This is a genomic window from Faunimonas pinastri (genome assembly GCF_900110915.1).
Classification (GTDB): Bacteria; Pseudomonadota; Alphaproteobacteria; order Rhizobiales; family Afifellaceae; genus Faunimonas; species Faunimonas pinastri.
Genome location: NZ_FOFG01000002.1, coordinates 40,086 through 58,400, shown reverse-complemented (window position 1 = coordinate 58,400; position 18,315 = coordinate 40,086). Strand labels below are relative to the sequence as shown.

18 protein-coding genes are annotated in these 18,315 nt (G+C 66.4%); 2 read left to right on the top strand and 16 right to left on the bottom strand.

Annotation, left to right across the window (positions count from 1 at the left end):
* Nucleotides 1–477: 477 nt before the first annotated feature.
* Complete coding sequence (locus BMY25_RS03530) at nucleotides 478–1,248, top strand: sulfite exporter TauE/SafE family protein (protein ID WP_092495245.1); 771 nt, start codon at nucleotides 478–480, stop codon at nucleotides 1,246–1,248.
* A 62-nt stretch (nucleotides 1,249–1,310) separates the two neighbouring features.
* Nucleotides 1,311–2,528, top strand: coding sequence for an FAD-dependent monooxygenase (locus BMY25_RS03525; RefSeq protein WP_092495244.1), 1,218 nt, complete (start codon nucleotides 1,311–1,313; stop codon nucleotides 2,526–2,528).
* A 71-nt stretch (nucleotides 2,529–2,599) separates the two neighbouring features.
* On the opposite strand, the gene BMY25_RS03520 is transcribed toward BMY25_RS03525, so the two are convergent.
* The 16 genes from BMY25_RS03520 to BMY25_RS03445 all read right to left on the bottom strand — a co-directional run bounded on the left by BMY25_RS03520 (nucleotide 2,600) and on the right by BMY25_RS03445 (nucleotide 18,298).
* On the bottom strand, nucleotides 2,600–3,562 hold the full coding sequence (locus BMY25_RS03520; protein ID WP_092495243.1) for an ABC transporter substrate-binding protein: 963 nt from the start codon (nucleotides 3,560–3,562) through the stop codon (nucleotides 2,600–2,602).
* A 35-nt stretch (nucleotides 3,563–3,597) separates the two neighbouring features.
* Entirely contained in the window at nucleotides 3,598–4,647 is a 1,050-nt protein-coding gene (locus tag BMY25_RS03515; RefSeq protein ID WP_092495242.1) for an ABC transporter permease, read from the bottom strand.
* Nucleotides 4,644–5,459, bottom strand: coding sequence for an ATP-binding cassette domain-containing protein (locus BMY25_RS03510; RefSeq protein WP_092495241.1), 816 nt, complete (start codon nucleotides 5,457–5,459; stop codon nucleotides 4,644–4,646). Before BMY25_RS03510 ends, BMY25_RS03515 begins: the two co-directional genes overlap by 4 nt.
* A complete protein-coding gene (locus BMY25_RS03505; RefSeq protein ID WP_092495240.1) occupies nucleotides 5,411–5,713 on the bottom strand; it encodes a hypothetical protein in 303 nt (100 codons plus the stop codon). The genes BMY25_RS03510 and BMY25_RS03505 overlap by 49 nt, the downstream gene beginning before the upstream one ends.
* A complete protein-coding gene (locus BMY25_RS03500) occupies nucleotides 5,706–6,431 on the bottom strand; it encodes a hypothetical protein (protein ID WP_092495239.1) in 726 nt (241 codons plus the stop codon). The genes BMY25_RS03505 and BMY25_RS03500 overlap by 8 nt, the downstream gene beginning before the upstream one ends.
* A complete protein-coding gene (locus BMY25_RS03495; protein WP_092495238.1) occupies nucleotides 6,428–7,279 on the bottom strand; it encodes a BtpA/SgcQ family protein in 852 nt (283 codons plus the stop codon). Before BMY25_RS03495 ends, BMY25_RS03500 begins: the two co-directional genes overlap by 4 nt.
* 28 nt (nucleotides 7,280–7,307) lie before the next feature.
* On the bottom strand, nucleotides 7,308–8,249 hold the full coding sequence (locus BMY25_RS03490) for a carbohydrate kinase family protein (RefSeq protein ID WP_092495237.1): 942 nt from the start codon (nucleotides 8,247–8,249) through the stop codon (nucleotides 7,308–7,310).
* The gene (locus BMY25_RS03485) at nucleotides 8,246–8,995 is read right to left on the bottom strand and encodes a GntR family transcriptional regulator (protein ID WP_092495236.1); all 750 of its coding nucleotides are present in this window, start codon (nucleotides 8,993–8,995) and stop codon (nucleotides 8,246–8,248) included. Before BMY25_RS03485 ends, BMY25_RS03490 begins: the two co-directional genes overlap by 4 nt.
* 180 nt (nucleotides 8,996–9,175) lie before the next feature.
* Nucleotides 9,176–10,891 carry an FGGY-family carbohydrate kinase gene (locus tag BMY25_RS03480; protein ID WP_092495235.1) on the bottom strand — a complete coding sequence of 572 codons (1,716 nt, stop codon included), beginning with the start codon at nucleotides 10,889–10,891 and terminating at the stop codon, nucleotides 9,176–9,178.
* 9 nt (nucleotides 10,892–10,900) lie between these two features.
* Nucleotides 10,901–12,385 (bottom strand): mannitol dehydrogenase family protein, encoded by a 1,485-nt coding sequence (locus tag BMY25_RS03475; protein WP_092495234.1) that lies wholly within the window; start codon nucleotides 12,383–12,385, stop codon nucleotides 10,901–10,903.
* 15 nt (nucleotides 12,386–12,400) lie between these two features.
* The gene (locus tag BMY25_RS03470; protein ID WP_092495233.1) at nucleotides 12,401–13,405 is read right to left on the bottom strand and encodes an ABC transporter ATP-binding protein; all 1,005 of its coding nucleotides are present in this window, start codon (nucleotides 13,403–13,405) and stop codon (nucleotides 12,401–12,403) included.
* A gap of 23 nt (nucleotides 13,406–13,428) precedes the next feature.
* On the bottom strand, nucleotides 13,429–14,259 hold the full coding sequence (locus tag BMY25_RS03465) for a carbohydrate ABC transporter permease (RefSeq protein ID WP_092495232.1): 831 nt from the start codon (nucleotides 14,257–14,259) through the stop codon (nucleotides 13,429–13,431).
* A 2-nt stretch (nucleotides 14,260–14,261) separates the two neighbouring features.
* Nucleotides 14,262–15,134, bottom strand: coding sequence for a carbohydrate ABC transporter permease (locus BMY25_RS03460; RefSeq protein ID WP_092495231.1), 873 nt, complete (start codon nucleotides 15,132–15,134; stop codon nucleotides 14,262–14,264).
* Nucleotides 15,135–15,239: 105 nt separating this feature from the next.
* On the bottom strand, nucleotides 15,240–16,553 hold the full coding sequence (locus BMY25_RS03455; RefSeq protein WP_092495230.1) for an ABC transporter substrate-binding protein: 1,314 nt from the start codon (nucleotides 16,551–16,553) through the stop codon (nucleotides 15,240–15,242).
* Nucleotides 16,554–16,683: 130 nt separating this feature from the next.
* Entirely contained in the window at nucleotides 16,684–17,637 is a 954-nt protein-coding gene (locus BMY25_RS03450; protein WP_092495229.1) for a sugar-binding transcriptional regulator, read from the bottom strand.
* The gene (locus tag BMY25_RS03445) at nucleotides 17,624–18,298 is read right to left on the bottom strand and encodes an HAD family hydrolase (protein WP_092495228.1); all 675 of its coding nucleotides are present in this window, start codon (nucleotides 18,296–18,298) and stop codon (nucleotides 17,624–17,626) included. The genes BMY25_RS03450 and BMY25_RS03445 overlap by 14 nt, the downstream gene beginning before the upstream one ends.
* Nucleotides 18,299–18,315: the final 17 nt, after the last annotated feature.

Below are 18,315 nucleotides of genomic sequence, written 5' to 3'. Positions count from 1 at the left end.
AAATAGACGCCCGATCGCGATCAGTCATACGGACAATGTCTTTGTCCGCAGGCCGGATACGATTGGCGAATGCGCCTGTGCGTCGTTGATTTAGGCCGACCATACCGGCGAATGGTCAGAATGTCTACAGTTGGCCGCCAATTTCGCCCTAATTTGACCTGAGTTCAGGAACTACGTTCTAATTTAAGGTGCTTGCTGACGGTCCCGCTCATCGGGCGAGAATGCCCGGAATTCCGCGGCTCAGACTCCGCCGGGACAGGGTTGATCCGGTCCTGCGATACGCCGTCACCGGACCAAGCAAAAAAAGCACTGACCCGCGCCCGGAAGCGCCGTCGAGCACGGTCCGACGCTCGCTGGGGACCTTCCTCTATCGGTTGCATCCGCGACGTCCGTGGTTCATGTCGAGCCGGGGGCAACGGGCAGGACCATGGAAAAACGAGCAGCAGTGAACAACGCTTTGCCGGGAAGGCGGGTGGGGTGAGTGTTTTCGACATCCTGTATTTCGTGCTGCTCGCCGGGATCGCGGCGTATGTCCAGTCGCTCACCGGTTTTGGCCTCGGGCTGATCACGATGGGCGGGGTGGCGCTGGGCGGAGCTATCCCGCTGACCTATGCCGCCGTGCTCGTCAGCGTGATGACGCTGGTCAACGCCGGGCAGGTCCTGCTGAAAGGCTGGCGGGATGTCGCCTGGCGCGATCTCCGGCTGGTGATCCTCTCCGGGATTCCGGCGCTGATCCTGGGTTACTGGATGCTGGAATGGCTGGCGGGCACGCGGATGGACGCGGTGCGGCTGCTGCTCGGCATCATCATCATCCTGTCCGCGCTCCAGCTCGCGGCACGGCCGCATGCGCTGGGTCGCCGCTCCTCGGACGGGTCGTTCCTGTTCTTCGGCGCGGTCGCCGGAATCATGGGCGGACTGTTCTCCACTTCCGGCCCGCCGCTCGTCTATCACCTCTACCGCCAGCCGATGCCCGCCGTAACGATCCGGGAGACGCTGGTCGCGATCTTTGGCTTCAACGCGCTGTTCCGCCTGATCGTCGTGGCGGGAGCCGGAAACCTGCCGCCCGCGCGCGTCTGGATCTGCCTGCTGGCGCTTCCGTCGGTGATGGTCTTCACCTTCGCGGCGAGGCGCTGGCCGCCGCCGGTCGCGCCGGAAATCATGCGGCACGTGATCTTCGTGCTGCTCTGCCTTTCCGGGATCTCACTGGCCGGTCCGGGATTGCTGCACCTGCTCGGCCATCCCGCTTGAGGACGGTTTCTCCCGTTCACCGGTAACGATACGATCAGGAAGCCGGTCTATGGTTTGCCTCCATGCCGCCCATCCTGCCGCGGCATGGAAAGGGCTGGTTCGTCGTGGCGGCCGGGGCGTTCGACGGAGATCAGGTCGATGTGGCCATCGTCGGGGCCGGATTGGCCGGCTGCACGGCAGCGTTCATGCTGGCCAGCCGCGGAATCTCCTGCGCCCTGATCGATCCCCGGCTCGAGGCGCCGCCGGACTTTCGCTGCGAGAAGCTCGACAGTTCCCAGCTCGATCTGGCGGAAAGGATCGGCATCGCGCCGGTGCTCAGGAGCGCGGGCACCGAGGTCACTCATGTGCAGGTCGCGCGCTTCGGGCGCATCGTGGAAACGCGACTGTTGCGCCAGTTCGGCATCCTCTATCCCGATCTCGTCGATGCGGTGCGCGGCGCGATCCCTCCAGCGGTTACCCTTTTGCAGGACAAGGTTGCCGCCGTGGAGACGGGGCCGGAGCGGCAGCGCGTGCGGCTGGCGGGCGGCGGGGACATCAGCGCGCGCCTCGTCGTCATGGCGACGGGCCTCAATCCCGGCCTGTCCGACAGCCTCGGTATTCGTCGAACGGTCGTGAGCAAGGCGCATTCGGTCAGCATCGGCTTCGATCTCGCTCCCGCTGGACAGATGCGCTTCGGCTTCCGGGCGCTGACCTGCAATGCCGACCGGCCAGCGGACCGGATGGCCTATCTGACGCTCTTTCCGCTCGGCGATACCACGCGGGCCAACCTCTTTCTGTATCGCCCATTGGACGATCCCTGGCTTGCAGAGTTCCGCCGCGACGCGACGGACGCGCTTTTCACTGGCCTGCCCCGGCTGCGCCGGCTGACCGGAGCGGCCCATGCCGGCCCGGCCCGGATACGTCCGGTCGATCTCTACGTGGTGGAGGGATATCGGCAACCCGGCATCGTCCTGGTCGGGGATGCCTTCGCGACCTCCTGTCCGGCGGCGGGGTCGGGTGTGAACAAGGTCTTCACCGACGTGCTGCAGCTTTGCTCGGTGCATGTCCCGGCATGGCTGGCGACGGCGGGCATGGGCGCGCACAAGATGGCGGCCTTCTACGACGATCCGGAGAAGCGGGCGGCCGACGAGGCCTCCCGGCAGAAGGCCTTCTGGCTCCGTTCCTATTCCACGGAAACGACGCTGCCCTGGCGGCTGAAGCGGACGGCGCGCCTTGCAGGCCAGTTCGGACGCGGGCAACTGGATGGCCTGAGGCACGGCAAGACGGGGCCGGGTGCCTGAACGCCGGAAGAAGAACGGCCCGCCCCGGAAAAGGGCGAGCCGCTTGGTCTTTCACGCGATAGAGGCGAAGCTTACTGCGCGCAGTTGCCCTTGTACTCGTACTGGTCCGCCTTGGCGTTCTCGCCCGGCTTGATCACGGCGATCTCGGTCAGTGTCGTCTTCTCCAGCTTCCCGCCGTCGAGAACCCTCTTCACCGACTGCATGGCGACTTCGCCTTCCTGCTTCGGGTTCTGCGCGATCAGGACGGAGATGGCGCCGTTCTTGAACGCCGCGACTTCGGCCGTGGCTGAGTCATAGGCGACGAACTTCACCTTGCCCGTGGCGGCCGCCTGCTTCAGGCCGGTGATGCCGCCGATAGCGCCCTGGTCGTTGGTGGAGAACACGCCGGCAAGATCGGGATGCGCGGAGAGGGCGGACGTCACGATCTCGGCCGCCTTCTGCGGATCGTCGCTCTGGTACTGCGGACCCAGATAGGTGATGCCCGAATACTTCTTCAGCTCTTCCTCGAAGCCCTTGGCGCGCGCGTCCTGCCCGGCGGACCCCGGCGGCTGGGTGATCATCATGACGCTGCCCTTACCGCCAAGCAGCTCGTTCATGGCGTCGGCGGCAAGACGTCCGCCCTGCTCGTTGTCCGTGACGATCTGCGTCTGGATGAACGAGGTGTCGGCGATGGTCTGGTCGACCGTCAGCACCTTCGCGCCACGCTTGGCGAGCTGCGCCATCGGGCGGATCAGCGCCTGCGTGTCGGTGGGCACGACCACGGCGGCGGCCGGGCCGCGCGCCGTCACGGCGTCGATGACCGGGATCTGCGAATCCGCCGCGAACTGGTCGGGCGCGGAGACCGTCAGGTCGAGGCCGAGCTTCTTCGCCTCGTCCTTCGCGCCGCAGGCCAGCGCATCATAGAAGGGGCTGCCCTTCACGCCGAGGACCAGCGACACATCCTTGCCGGCGGCCTGCGCTCCGGTGCTCGCGGCGGCAAGCGCCACAAGGCTCGCGCCGGCGATCCATGTTTTCGTCCATGCTCTTGCAAACATTTCTCTCTCCACTTCTTGGTTCCACTCGGATTGTCTCAGCCGCGTTCTCTTGCGCGGCGTTTGAGCTGGTCGATCCAGACCGCCAGGATCAGCACGGCCCCCATGGTCACCGTCTGCCAGAAGGGCGGGATGCCGAGGATGACGAAGCCGTTCAGCAGGACGACCGGGATGAAGACGCCGATCACCGTCCCCACGATCGTTCCCACGCCGCCGAAGAGGCTCGTTCCCCCGAGCACGACGGCGGAGATGGTCGCGAGATTGTCGCCGGCATGGCCGCCGATCGTCGTGGTGGCGAAGCGGGCGATGGACATGATGCCGGCAAGACCGGACAGCGCGCCCGCCAGCATGTAGACCTTGAGCGTCTGCTTGCGTACCGCGATGCCGGCGCGGCGTGCGCCCTCGGCGTTGGAGCCGATCGCGAAGGTGCGCATGCCGAAGCGCGTGAGGTGCAGCGCTATCCCGGCGACGATCGCGACGGCGACGGCGATCAGCACCAGCGAGGGAACCCCCGCCACGCTGCCGGATCCGATGACGTCCACGAGGCGTTCGGGCACGGCGCGGACGTCCTGCCCGCCGGTGACGATCTGCGCGAAGCCCAGCGACATGCCGAACGTGCCGAGCGTCACGATCAGCGCCGGGATGCGGGCAAAGGCGACGAGCAGCCCGTTCAGCAGGCCCCATGCAGCGCCGGTGCCGACCCCGACCAGCGTACCGATAGCGATGACGCCCCAGCTCGCGTCCGTCGTGCCGTAGCTGCTGCCCGCGCTGCCCGACAGCGCCAGCATGGTGGACGCGGCGGCGACGGAGGAAAAGACCAGCACGGAGCCGACGGCGAGATCGATGCCGGCGGTGATGATCACGAAGGTCTGGCCGATGGCGAGCACCAGCAGGATGGCCGCGTTGATCGCCAGCGTCGAAAGGTTGTAGCTGGAGGCGAACTGCGTCGGCCGCATTGCCGCGAAGATCGCGATCAGCACGATCAGCAGGATGAAGATCCAGCCGCCGCCAAGCGCGCGGCCGAGGATTTCGCCGAGGGTGTGCCGGTCGGAGTGATCGGTGTCCGGGTCGGAGGTCGTCATGCTCATGAGGCGGGCTCCTTGGCGAGGGTGCCGCTGGTCATGGCCGCCACCAGCTGCTCCACGCTGCTTCCCAGCGTCGGGAGCTGCGCGACGCGCTGGCCGAGGCGAAGCACTTCCACCCGGTCGGCGACTTCCAGAACTTGCGGCATGTTGTGGCTGATCAGGACGACGGCGATGCCCTGGTCGCGCACCTGCTTGATGAGGTTCAGCACGCGCTCCGTCTGGATGACGCCGAGCGCGGCCGTGGGCTCGTCCATGAAGATCAGCTTGTCCGCCCACATGGCGGCGCGGGTGATCGCGACGGACTGGCGTTGGCCGCCGGACAATGTGGCGACGGCCACGCGCGGCGAGCGCAGCTTCACGCCGAGGCGGGAGAACTGCTCTGTCGCGTTGCGCCGCATCCGGCGGCGATCGACGAAGCCGAGGGAGCCCAGAAATCCGGGCCTCAGCAATTCGCGGCCGAGATAGAGGTTGTCGGCGGGCGAGAGATCTGGCGCGAGCGCCAGATCCTGATAAACGGTGGCGATCCCCATCTGCTGCGCCGTGCCGGGGGAGGCGAGGTCCACCGGCTTGCCTTCCAGCAGGATCTCCCCGGCGTCGGGTCGGTCCGCGCCGGAGAGGATGCGGACGAGGGTGGATTTACCCGCGCCATTGTCGCCGATCAGGGCGCATATCTCGCCGGGATAGACGCTGAAATCCGCTCCGCCGAGGGCCTGTACATGGCCGAAGCGACGGACGATTCCGCGTGCTTCCAGAAGCGGGGTTCCACTCACCCTGCGTTCTCCCGCAGGCCGATATTGTTGGAGAAGGCGAACCATTGGCCGAACGCGGCGCCTGTCAGGCGGGTCCAGTGATCGAACGCTTCCTCAGCCGAGCCGAAGCGCCAGATCTCGACGCTCTTGAAGTCGCTCTGGCCGCGGATGTGGTAGCGGCCCAGCGGCTCGCCGCCCTTTTCGCGCGAGGCGGCGGCGATCTCCGACCACTTCGCCTCCAGAGCGTCGCGGCTTTCCTGGCTTTCTTCGTACCAATGCGGGCGGGGGCGCGAATAGTTGATCCAGATGTAGTCAGCCATGGGAAGCTCCGATGAGTTCGGCGAGCGGCCGGCGGCGGCCGAGATAGTGGCGGGAGGTCGTGAACTTGAAATCGGCGACGCGCTCGTGCTCGCGCATGGCGGCGTCGACGACCTCGAAGGACTGCGCTTCCCAGAAGCCGAGGTGATGCCAGCGGCTGGCGAGGTCTAGGCGGTGACGGCCGGCGATGTTGACGCCGGATGCCACGTCGAAGGCGAAGGCCACGTCGCATTCCAGGTCGTATTCGCGCCGTTCCTCGGGCGTGGCCGCCGACCAGGCGTCGTTCCACTCCCACAGCGCGAGGAAGCCCCAGTCGCGGGTAAGCGTCGCATCGGTGGATTTTACCGGCGCGAACTCGCGCGGACCGATCAGCCATTCCGTGGCGAAGAGGCGGTCCCACCCGGCCGCTTCCAGCGCGACGGTGCCTGCCACGGCGGCCGAGATGCTCGGCGCCTCGAAGACACCGGCGATGTCCACGTCGTGGCCAGCGCCGGTCTCGTAGGCGGTCGGCACGTCCGGGATCGCCGGGTCGACCATGTTGCTGATCGAAAGCTGCCAGCCTTCGCCGGCAAAGCGCTGCAACACGGTCTCGATCGTCGACCACGTCTGGCGGAGCGCCTCGCCGGAAAGCCCCGGCTGGCGCTTGGCCAGGAAGATGACGCAGCAGCGGCTGCCGTCGGCGGCTGAGAAGACTTCCGTTTCTTCGGTGAGCAGCGTCATCCCGCGCTCCGCACCTTGGAAACGGCGTTCATCAGCTGCTCGACGCGCTTGGGATCGACGGGATTCCACCAGCGGCCGTCGACCTTCAGCCACTGCCCGATGATCGCGCCGTCAGCGACGTTGAAGAGGCTCGGCACCTGTTCCGGCGACAGGCCGGAGCCGACGATCAGCGGCAGGTTCGTGCCCTTGCGCACCTCCTCGACCTCGGCCGGCTGCGTCGGCGATCCCGTGCGGGTGCCGGTGGCGATCAGCACGTCGGCGTCGAACCATTCCGCGTCCGTCGCCTGCTCGTCGATGGAGCGGTCGGCGGTGATCGCATGGGCGCCGAACTTCACATGCACGTCGGCGAAGATCCGCACGTCCTGCGCGCCGATGGCGGCACGGTAGCGGAGGGCGCGGGGGGCGGGGCCGTTCAGGAAGCCTTCATTGGCGACATAGGCATTGACCCATTGATTGGCCCGGACCCAGCGCGCGCCGACGGCCTTGGCGACGCCCAGTGCCGGAATGACGGCGTTGGCGACGCAGGTGATGCCGATCGGCGTATCTACCGCGTCGCGCACGGCGAGGCACGCGGCGGTCAGGCCCGCGACCGTCTCCGGGCCGATATCCTCGGGCCGCGAGAACGGCATGTCGCCGGCATTTTCCACGATGATGCCGTCGACGCCGCCATCGGCCAGCGTATGCGCGTCGCGCACGGCGTCGGCGTAGATCTCGCGCACGGGGGTGCCGTCATAGCGGGGAGCGCCGGGCAGGGCCCGCAGGTGAATGACGCCGATGATCGGCTTCTTCACCGCGAACAGTTCCTCCAGCGCGGACGGCTTGGGCGGCAGCACCTTGGGTGCGGTCATGCTAATTCCTCTTCGTTCAAGGGCGCCCTCAGGCGCTGCGCGCGACGGTCTCCTCGACCTGCGCACGGGTGGGATAGGAGGCTTGGGCGCCGGCAATGCCGCAGCTGAGCGTCGCGGCGGCGACGGCGTTGCGGAGCGCGATTTCGGGCGCGGTGTCGGCGAGCAGTTCGGCGATGAGCCAGCCCGCGAGGCAATCGCCGGCGCCCGTCGTATCGACGACCTTCCCGTGCGGAGCCGCGACGGAGAACGTACCCTGCCGCCCGTGCCATGCCGCGCCATCCGGCCCGAGCGTCAGGACGACGTTGCGGACACCGAGGCCCTGCAGGATTTCAACGGGATCGCCGCCAAGTTGCGCCGCGGACCGGGCGTTGCAGAAGACCAGCTCGGCGCCGTCCAGATGGTCGGAAAGCGTCTCGATGCCGTCCGGGAAGGTCGCGGGTTCGAGATCGAGCGACCAGCGTACGCCGTGCTCGCGACACTTGCCGACGACGAGCGACGCCGCCTGGCGGTCGTAGACGGAGGTGTGGACCCAGGGGGCCGCGCTGAAGTCGGTCGCGACGATCAGCTCGTCGGCGGGGTACATGGAAACGCCGGGATAAAGCACCATGCGCTTTTCGCCATGCGGCTCGATCATGATCACGACGTGGCAGGTCGCGCCGGCAACGCTGGTGGAGCGAACGCGCACGCCCTTGGCACCGAGATCGGCTTCCACGAGCCGCCCGGTCGCATCGTCGCCCAGCCGGAGCAAGGTTGTCGGACGCGCTCCCGCGCAGCTTGCCGCGACCGCCGCGTTCACCACCACACCACCGGCGGAGGCGAAGAGCGCGCCGGCATGGACCTTTTCGTCAGGCGCGGGAACATGCGAGACCGCGAAAGTCAGGTCCCAGCTGACGTCCCCGATGAAGAGGGGCCCGATAAAGAGGGAGCCGATAAAGAGCGGGTCGATGAAGAGCGGGCCGGGATCGCTCATGGCCGCCCCAGCTCGATGCGGAAACGATAGCGGTCGGGACGGTAATGGAGAACGGCATATTCGACCGGCCGCCCGTCCAGCCCCCGGGTGACGCGGCGCGCCACCAGGACAGCGGCCCCGGGCTGTATTTCAAGCGGCCCCGCGAGTTCCGAACTCGCATTTGCCGCTTCGATGAACTCGTAACCGCCGGCGATCGTGGCGCCGCAGACGCCCTTCAGCCACTCGTAAAGGGAACCCCGGTCGAGTTCCTCGACGTTCGGGATGCGCCTGTCGCTGGTGAGGTTAGGCGCGATCCAGGAGGTGGAAAAGGCGACGGGCTGGTCGTCGGTGCAGAGAAGGCGGTTGATCCGGACCACCGGCTGACCGGTGTCGATCTCCAGCGCTGCGGAAACCTCGGAGCTGGCCGCCTCGTGGCCGACAAAGCGCGTTCGGTAGTTCGGGTTGAGCCCGCGGGCGCGCATGTCCTCGCCGAAACCGGCAAGCAGGTTCAGCGGCTGGTCGACGCGCGGCGGCAGGACGATGGAGCCCTTGCCGGACCTGCGGGCGATGAGCCCCTCATGCTCCAGCTGGTCCAGCGCCGCGCGCGCCGTGGTGCGGCTGACGCCGAAGACGCGGTTGAGGTCTGCCTCGGAGGGAAGCTTGTCGCCGACGCGGAACTCGCCATCGGCGATCGCGCGCCGCAGCCGCTCGGCGATCTGGAACCAGAGCGGGACGGGCCCGTCCTGAAGCTTTTCGTCTGTGAACATGCCATATCGTCACAACGTCATGACAGGTTGGCAATAGCGGTGATGCGCAAAGATTGTCGTCGGCTGCCGTGCCGATGAGCAGGACTGAAGAATCAGCCCCGGCGTTGGTCCGAAATCAGCCCTTCCGGGCTTTGAGGCGTGCCTAAACAAACGCCAGGGCTGTCGCCCGTCTCGATGCTGCTAGTGGGGGGAGGCCGAAAGCCCGGCCATGATCTCGCGGCTGTTCCGCTCGAACGCCTGCATGGCACGATGCACCTTCCGCTTCGCTGCGTGGAAGCTTGCGAGATCCGGCGACGTCGCTGCCGTGGTCTGGCCGAGCCGCGACATGGCGGCGGCGGCATCGCCAAGGGTGGGGTGCGCGCCGGCGGCGACCGCGCCCAGCATGGCGGCGCCGAGGAGGACGGGTTCGGGCGTGGCCGCGAGCGCGACGGGCACGCCGGTCGCATCCGCCAGGATCTGGCGGGTAAGGGCGCTGCGGCTCGCGCCGCCGCTGATCACCAGCAATTCGCAAGGGATGCCCTTTGCCTTCAGCGCGTCGATCACGTCGGCCAGGCCATAAGCGAGCCCGCAGATCCCGGCGACGAACAGGCTTTCCAGGCTTTCCAGATCGTCCTCGATGGCCAGCCCGGCAATGACCGCGCGGGCATGCGGATCTGCATGGGGCGAGCGATTGCCGAGATATTCCGGCAGCACGTGGATGTCGCGGGCCAGACGCGCCGCCTCCGCCATGCCGGGCACACGGGACGCAATCCTGCCCTCAAGAAATTCCAGCAGGCTGATCCCGCCAGCCTGCGCGGCGGCATTGGCGTCCGCATGGGCAGGATGCGAGCGGATAAGATGGTCGAGCGCGGCGCCGGACGCGGATTGCCCGCCTTCGTTCAGCCAGAAGCCCGGAAACATCGCGGAGAAATAGGGACCCCAGACGCCCGGCACGAAAGCGGGGTCGTCGGTCGTCGCCATGATGCAGGCCGAGGTGCCCATGATGTAGCCGATCCGTCGGCGCGCGTCCGCGACCGAGCCGGAGGGATCGCTGCCGCCGAGCGTGCCGACGCCACCGGCATGGGCGTCGATCAGGCCGGCCGCGACAGGCGTTCCCTCGGCAAGCCCGAGTTGCGCCGCGGCTTCCTCCGTCAGCCCCCTCCCGAGCGCGGCACCGGGCTCCACGATCTCCTGACCGATGCGGCGGAAGTCGTCCTGCTTCAGCTCGGAAAGGCCGATCTCGTCGAAATAGTCGGCGCTCCAGCGGCTTTCATGGGCAAGATACGTCCACTTGCAGGCGGTGGTGCAGAGCGAGCGGGCGGTGCTGCCCGTCGCACGAAAGGTCAGGAAATCCGCCAGATCGAGGAAATGCTCGGCCCTTTGGTAGGTATCGGGCAGGTTCTCCTTCAGCCACAGGATCTTCGGCGTTTCCATCTCCGGCGAGATGATGCCGCCGACATAGCGAAGAACCTCGTGACCGGTCGCATTGATGCGATCGGCCTGCTCGAGCGCCCGGTGGTCCATCCAGACGACGATGTTGCGCCGGGGGTCGCCGGACCGGCTCACGGAAAGCGGCCGGGCCTCACCGTCGAGCACGACCAGCGAGCATGTCGCGTCGAAGCCGATGCCCCTGACGTCTCCCCGCGAAATGCCGGCCTCGGCCATAGCCTCGCGCACCGCGCGCACGCAGGCCGCCCAGATATCCTCCGACGATTGCTCGGCGATGTCGCCTGGATCGTGCCAGGTCTCGATGGGTTGGCGGGCGGCCGAAACCATCTGCCCGGACCCATCGAACAGGCCGGCGCGCGCGCTGCCCGTGCCGACGTCGACGCCCACGTAGAATTCACGAACGCCTTTCGCGGCGGTCACTCCGCGAGGGAGTGGCCGGGTCTGGCGATCGGTGTTCGTGTCGGGCATGGTGTGCCCTCAAGCCGTGGCTGCGAGCAGCCCGTCAAGCGTTGCGGCGCAGCCCTCGTCGGCGAGTTGCCGCTTGAAGCCCAGATATTGCTCGCGGAACGTCGGATGATCGGCCAGGCCCAGCGGCGCGAAGGGGCCGCCGCGCAGGAAGCCGACGGGATCGTCGCTCCGGATCATAGCCCAGTCCTCGGGCGTGATCTGCGGCTCGTCGACCGTGAAGCTCTCGCCCTTGTCGTCCACCCCTGCGAGATAGCGCTCGATGCAGGCGAGGAAAAACGCCTCGCGCCGCGTGTCCATGCCCCTGGCGAGCAGCGCCTCCAGGATCTTGCCGTGGTAGATCGGGAACTTGGACCAGCCGAGCATGGAGAGGCGCTGCAGCTGATCGTTGATGGCCGGGTTGGCGAAGCGCTCCAGCACCTTCGCCTTGTAGGCCGGTAGCGACACGCCCTCGGGCGCCTGCAGGTTGGGGATCACGTCGCGGTCGCAGAATGTGTCGAGCAGGCGGAAGAGACGCTCGTCCCGCATCGCCTCATGCACGATGCGCTGTCCGATCAGCAGGCCGGGATAGCCGAGCATCATGTGCGAGGCATTCAGGATGCGCTGCTTCATCACCTCGAAGACGGCAACGTCGCTGCGCAACTCGACCCCGACCGAACCGAAATCCGGGCGGCCGTCGCTGAAGATGTCCTCCAGCACGAACTGCATGAAGTCTTCGCCCAGCGCGGGCACCCGGTCGTCCACGCCGCTGTGCTCGTTGAGGCGGATCCGCACGGCCTCGGGCACCTGGGGAGCGATGCGGTCGACCATGCTGTTGGGGAAGGCGGCGTTCCTGTCGATCCACTCGGCAAGCTCGCCGTCCATGGCCCGGGCATAACCGGTAATCGCTTTGCGGGCGGTATCGCCATTGTGGCGGAGGTTGTCGCAGGACATCACCGTGAAGGCGGGCAGGCCGGCATCCCGGCGGCGCCGCAGGCCTTCGACGATGTAGGCGAACACCGTTCGCAGCGGCGCGCCCGAGAGGTCGCCTTGGACATCTGACTGCTCGAGATTGAACTCGCCGGTCGCCTCGTCGAGGTTGTAGCCGCCCTCGGTGATGGTCAGGGACGCGATGTGGGTGGCTGGATCGGCCAGCCGCCGCAGCACGGCCTCGGGATCGGCGGGCGCGTGCAGGTACTCGATCATCGCGCCGATGACCCGCGCGTGCGAGCTGCCATCCGGGGCGGATTCCGTCACGGTGTAGAGATTGTCCTGCGCGCGGTAAGCCTCGGCCTTGGCCCTGGTGCCCGGGTTGTCGATGAGCTCGACGCCACAGATTCCCCAAGCCTCGCTGCCCGGCTCGGCAAGGCAGCGGTCGACATAAACCGCCAGATGCACGCGATGGAAGTTTCCGACGCCGAAATGCACGATGCCCGCACGCAGGGCCGACCGATCGTAGCCGGGCAGGGCGACGGAAGAGCCGAGTTCGGCGAGGGTCTTTTGAGAGAGTTCAGTCAAAGGAAATCCTCTGGTTCAGGACGCGATCGCCTGCCCGTTGGCATCGAAGCGGTGTATCCGTGCCGGATCGGGCGTGAGAACGGCGGTGTCGCCCTCGCGCAGCCCGAGTTCGCCCGGTGTTCTGACGGTGAGGGTGCCGATGCCCGGCACCTCGACGTAAAGGAAGGTGTCGCTGCCGAGATGCTCGGCGACTGAGACCATGCCCTTCCAGCCGTCGCCGGAGCGCGACACGGTGATGTGCTCAGGCCGCACGCCGATCGTCCTGGCGCCGAGGCGTTCCGCATCGGGTCCCTCGACGAAATTCATCCGCGGCGAGCCGATGAACCCGGCGACGAAAAGGTTCGCCGGTCGCTCGTACAGTTCCAGCGGCGAGCCGAACTGCTCGATCCGCCCGGCATGCAGGACGACGATCCGGTCGGCCATGGTCATCGCTTCGACCTGGTCGTGCGTGACGTAGACCGCCGTCGTGCCGAGCTCCTTCTGAAGGCGGGCAATCTCCAGCCGCATGTTGACGCGCAGCGCGGCGTCGAGGTTGGAGAGCGGCTCGTCGAACAGAAACGCCTTGGGTTCGCGCACGATCGCGCGGCCGATCGCGACACGCTGGCGCTGGCCGCCGGAGAGTTCGCGCGGCTTGCGCTCGAGATAGGAGGTGAGGTTCAGCACGCCTGCCGCCTCGTTGACCTTGCGGTCGATCTCGGCCTTTGGCATCCGGGCCATCTTCAGGCCGAAGGCGATGTTCCCGCGCACGCTCATATGCGGATAAAGCGCATAGGACTGGAACACCATGGACAGGCCGCGCTTGGCCGGCGGGGTGTCCACGACATCGACGCCGTCGATCAGGATGTGACCCCCGGTGACGTCTTCCAGGCCCGCGATGAGCCGCAGCAGCGTGGACTTGCCGCAGCCGGAGGGGCCGACGAAGACGACGAACTCGCCGTCCTCGATCTTCAGGCTCGCGCCGGGAATGACGTCGATGTTGCCGAAGGACTTGCGGACGTCCTGGAGTTGAATGCTACCCATGGGTGGATACCTTGTCCCGACGCCTACTTGACGGCGCCGAAGGTGAGACCGCGGACGAGCTGCTTCTGACTGAACCAGCCGATGATGAGGATGGGGGCGATGGCGAGCGTCGAGGCGGCCGACAGCTTCGCCCAGAACAGACCTTCCGGACTGGAATAGGAAGCGATGAAGACCGTCAGCGGCGCGGCCGTCGAAGTGGTCAGGTTCAGCGTCCAGAACGCCTCGTTCCAGGCGAGGATGACGTTCAGCAACAGGGTCGAGGCGATGCCCGGCACCGCCATGGGCATCAGGATGTAGACCATCTCCTTGCCGATTGTGGCACCGTCCATCCGCGCCGCTTCAAGGATGTCCTTCGGGATTTCCTTGAAATACGTGAACAGCATCCAGATCACGATCGGCAGGTTGCCCAGGCAAAGCACGGCGATCAGTCCGATGCGGGAATCAAGGAGATTGAAGTCCCGGAACAGCAGGTAGATCGGCACGAGAACGCCCACCGGTGGCATCATCTTGGTTGAAAGCATCCACATGAGCGTGCCGCGCGTCCGCTTGGTCGGCGAGAACGCCATCGCGTAGGCGGCGGGAACGGCGATCAGCAGCGCGATCAGCGTCGAGCCGCCGGCCAGGATCACCGAGTTCAGCGCATGGTGGACGTAGTTGCTGCGCTCCTGAACCGTCGCGTAGTTCTCCGTCGTCCAGTGGAAGAACAGGAACTTCGGCGGGATTGAGAAGGCGTCGAGCTCGGTCTTGAAGCTCGTCAGGATCATCCAGAGGATCGGGAAGAAGAAGATAAACCCGACGACCCAGGCACTGACGGTGCTGACGACGATCCGCGTGGTTGTTCTCTTGCGCGCCATGATCAGGTCTCCAGGTTCTTGCCGACCAGGCGGACGAGGATGATGGCGACGATGTTGGCGATCACCACGGCCACGAGGCCGCCGGCGGAAGCGCCACCCACGTCGTACTGGATCAGCGCCTGCGAGTAGATCAGGAAGGCGATATTGGTAGTCTGCAGGCCCGGGCCGCCGCCGGTCGTGACGAAGATCTCGGCGAAGACGCTGAGCAGGAAGATCGTCTCGATCAGGATCACCACGGTGATCGGTCGGGCGAGGTGGGGCAGGGTGATATAGAAGAAGGTGGAGAAGGCATGCGCGCCGTCCATCTCGGCGGCTTCCTTCTGCTCCTCGTCCAGGGACTGGAGCGCTGTCAGCAGGATCAGCGTCGCGAAGGGCAGCCATTGCCACGCGACGATCAGGATGATGGAGAAGAGCGGCGCCTGAGCGAACCAGTCGATGGGACGGAAGCCCAGCGAGGTCGCGATCCAGGCGAAGAACCCGGACACCGGATGCATCAGCAGGTTCTTCCAGACCAGCGCGCTCACCGTCGGCATGACGAAGAAGGGCGCGATCACCATCAGCCGCACGAAGTTCCGGCCGATGACCGGCTGGTCCATCAGAAGGGCGACAAGCGTGCCCAGCACCACGGTGATGATCAGGACCGATCCGACCAGGACCAGCGTGTTCTTCAGGGAGGCGAGGAAAGCGGGATCGGTGAGGAAGTAATAGTAGTTCTCGAAGCCGATGAAATCGTGAACGCCGGGGTTCAGCAGATCATAGTGCAGCACCGAGAAATAGATGGTCATCACCAGCGGGACGATCATCCAGATAAAAAGCAGCAAGACAGACGGAGCTATGAGAATGCGCCCCAGCATGTGCGTCTGACGCGTCGCCATGCCCTTCCTCCCGAAGCATAATCGTTTCGCCTCGCCTCTCTTGGGAGGGAGGGGCAGATGACGGACGCAGGCCGTGCCTGCGTCCGCAATTCGGCTAGCTGGAGCTTACTTCGGGTAGCCGGAACGCTTCATCTCGCGCTCGGTGGAGGCCTGGGCGGCCTCGAGCGCCGCGTCCACCGACTTGGAGCCCGAGAGCGCCGCGGAGAACTGCTGGCCGACGGTGGTGCCGATGCCCTGGAACTCAGGAATGGCAGCGTACTGCACACCGGTGTAGGGGACCGGCTTCACCGTCGGATGATCCGGGTCGGCCGAGTTGATCGCCTGCAGCGTCTGAGCGGCGAACGGAGCGGCCTTCTGGTATTCCGGATTGTTGTAGAGCGAGGTGCGCGTGCCCGGAGGAACGTTGGCCCAGCCTTCCTTGTCGGCGACGAGCTTCAGGTAGTCCTTGCTGGTTGCCCAGGCGATGAACTTCTCGGCGGCGTCGACCTTCTTGGAGCCGGCGGGGATGGCCAGGTTCCAGGCCCAGAGCCATGCAGCGGTCTTGCCGAGGCCCTTGGTCGGGGCGGGGGCGAAGCCGACCTTGTCGGCCACCTTGGACTGCTTGGGATCGGAAATGAAGGAGGCGGCGACCGTCGCGTCGATCCAGATGCCGCACTTGCCGGCATCGAACAGGGCCAGGTTCTCGTTGAAGCCGTTGGACGAGGCACCGGGAGGGCCGGCTTCCTTCATGACCTTCACGTAGTCGGTGAGCGTCGCCTTCCACTCCGGCGTGTTGAACTGGGGCTGCCACTTCTCGTCGAACCAGCGCGCGCCGTAGGAGTTCGACATGGCCGTCAGGAACGCCATGTTCTCGCCCCAGCCGGCCTTGCCGCGCAGGCAGATGCCGTAGGTCTCGGTGGACTTGTCCGTGATCTTCTTGGCCGCGTCGAAGATGAAGTCCCAGGTCGGCTGCTCCGGCATCGTCAGGCCGGCCTTCTCGAACAGGTCCTTGCGGTACATGGTCATCGAGCTCTCGCCGTAGAACGGCGCGGCGTAGAGCGTGTCCTTGTAACTCACCGCGGCGCGGATCTTCGGCAGGATGTCGTTGACGTCATAGTCCGCCGGCAGCTTGTCGAGCGGCACCAGCCAGCTCTGCTTCGCCCAGATCGGGATTTCGTAGGTGCCGATGGTGAGCACATCGAACTGGCCGCCCTTGGTGGCGATGTCGGTGGTCACGCGCTGGCGAAGAACGTTCTCTTCCAGCGTGACCCATTTCACGTTGATGTCGGGGTTCTTCTTGGTGAAATCGTCGGTCAGGCCCTGCATGCGGACCATGTCGCCGTTATTGACGGTAGCGATCGTGAGGGTCGTCTGTGCCGAGGCCTGGGAAACCGCGACAAGCGACGCCGCGCCCAAGAGGGCAGCGTACAAAGGCTTCATTGTTATTCCTCCCGGATGCCGTGAGCATATGCTCCGACAATGGGCATATGCTCATGCGAACTCACGAAACTGTCAACGCGAATTCGTTGCCGCGCCGCACCAAGCTTCGCTGCACCGCAGCGGCGGGAGCTCAGGACCCGAGGATGGCCGCGGCCGTCTTCTCGTTGGTGATCAGGCCGTTGATCAGGCGGCCCTTCAACGCCGCCTCGACGGCCGCCACCTTGCTGGCGCCCATGGCGACGCCGATGACGAGCCGGGGCGAGTCGGGTTGCGGCGGGACGCTGGTCACCCGTTCGTTCGTGCTGCCTTCCACGATGCGTCCATTTTCGTCGAAAACCCAGCCTGCCACATCGCCGACGGCGCCCATCTTGCGGAGGTCATCCAGATCCTTCCGGGTGATGAACCCGTCCACGAAGAGGGGTGCCGTATCGTCCAGCTGGCCGACCCCCACCAATGTGACGTCCGCCTTTTCCGCCAGCGACCTGACCTTCCGGACGGGGGCGAGGCTGAGGAACTGGTCGCGCTCGCTGCGGGAAGGCGCCACCACGGGCAGGGGCATCGGATAGTGCTTGGCACGGGTGAGATCGCCGAGACGCGTCAGCACGTCGAAGAAACTGGCCGAACCGTCGGGAGATATGTTGCCGACCAGCGAGACCAGCGTGTGGCTCGGGCAGTTCATCGGCGGAATGTGGTCGACCGCCGCGCGCAGGCTGCGGCCGGTGCCGAGCGCGAAGATGGTCGGCTCGTCGCTGCGCAACCGCTGCTCCAGGAACGAGCCGGCCGCTTCCGCGATGCCGACGAGGTTGCTGGCGCTCGCGGGGTCGGTCGGCACCACGTCGCAGTGCTTCAACGCGTAGCGATCCTGCAGCCGCTGCGAAAGCTCCATGCAGGCCGCGATCGGGTGTTCCAGCCGAAAGGTGATCAGCCGTTCCGAGCGCGACAGGGAAACCAGGCGCTGCGCGGTCGCGCGAGACACGTTGAGCTTGCGCGCGATCTCGTCCTGCGTGTTGCCCGCGATGAAGTAAAGCCAGCCGGCGCGGGCGGCGTCGTCGAGGCGGGAACTGTCGGCATCAGGGCTCGGCATGGATCGCCTGCGTCAGGGGGATATCGGCCATGGATGCGAAGACACGGTCGGCGCCGGCGTCCAGCAGTCCCTTCCGGCCGTCCAAGCTGGCATAATGGCTGCCGCCCGTGAAGCCCCACACCGTCATGCCCGCGCGCTTGCCGGCCAGCACGCCGTTGGGACTGTCCTCGATCACCACGCAGCGGGCGGGCTCCATGCCCATTTCGCGCGCGGCATGGAGGAAGAGGTCGGGCGCGGGCTTGCCGTTCTTCACCATGCTTGAACTGAAGACGCGCTCCCCGAAGAAGCCGGAGAGGCCGGTCAGCCGCAGTGACAGCTTGATCCGCTCCGGGCTGCTGGAGGAGGCGAGGCAAAAGGGAGTGCGCAGCGCTGCCAGCAGGTCCGCTATGCCGGGGATCGGCCGCAGCGAACCCTGAAACGCTTCCTCCACCGTGGCCTGGAGATCGGCGGGAAAGCTTTCCGGCACGCTGCGCCCGGTCGTGGCGACGTAATGCTCGTGGACGGCGGCGACGCTGCGGCCGAGAAAGCGCGAGACGATCTCGTCCACCGTGATCGGCAGGCCGTGGCGGGTGAGCACGCCGGCGAGCGAGGTGCAACTCAGCACCTCGCTATCTACGAGAACGCCATCGCAATCGAAGATGACAAGGTCGAAACCGGACATGCTCTGCCCACCACTGC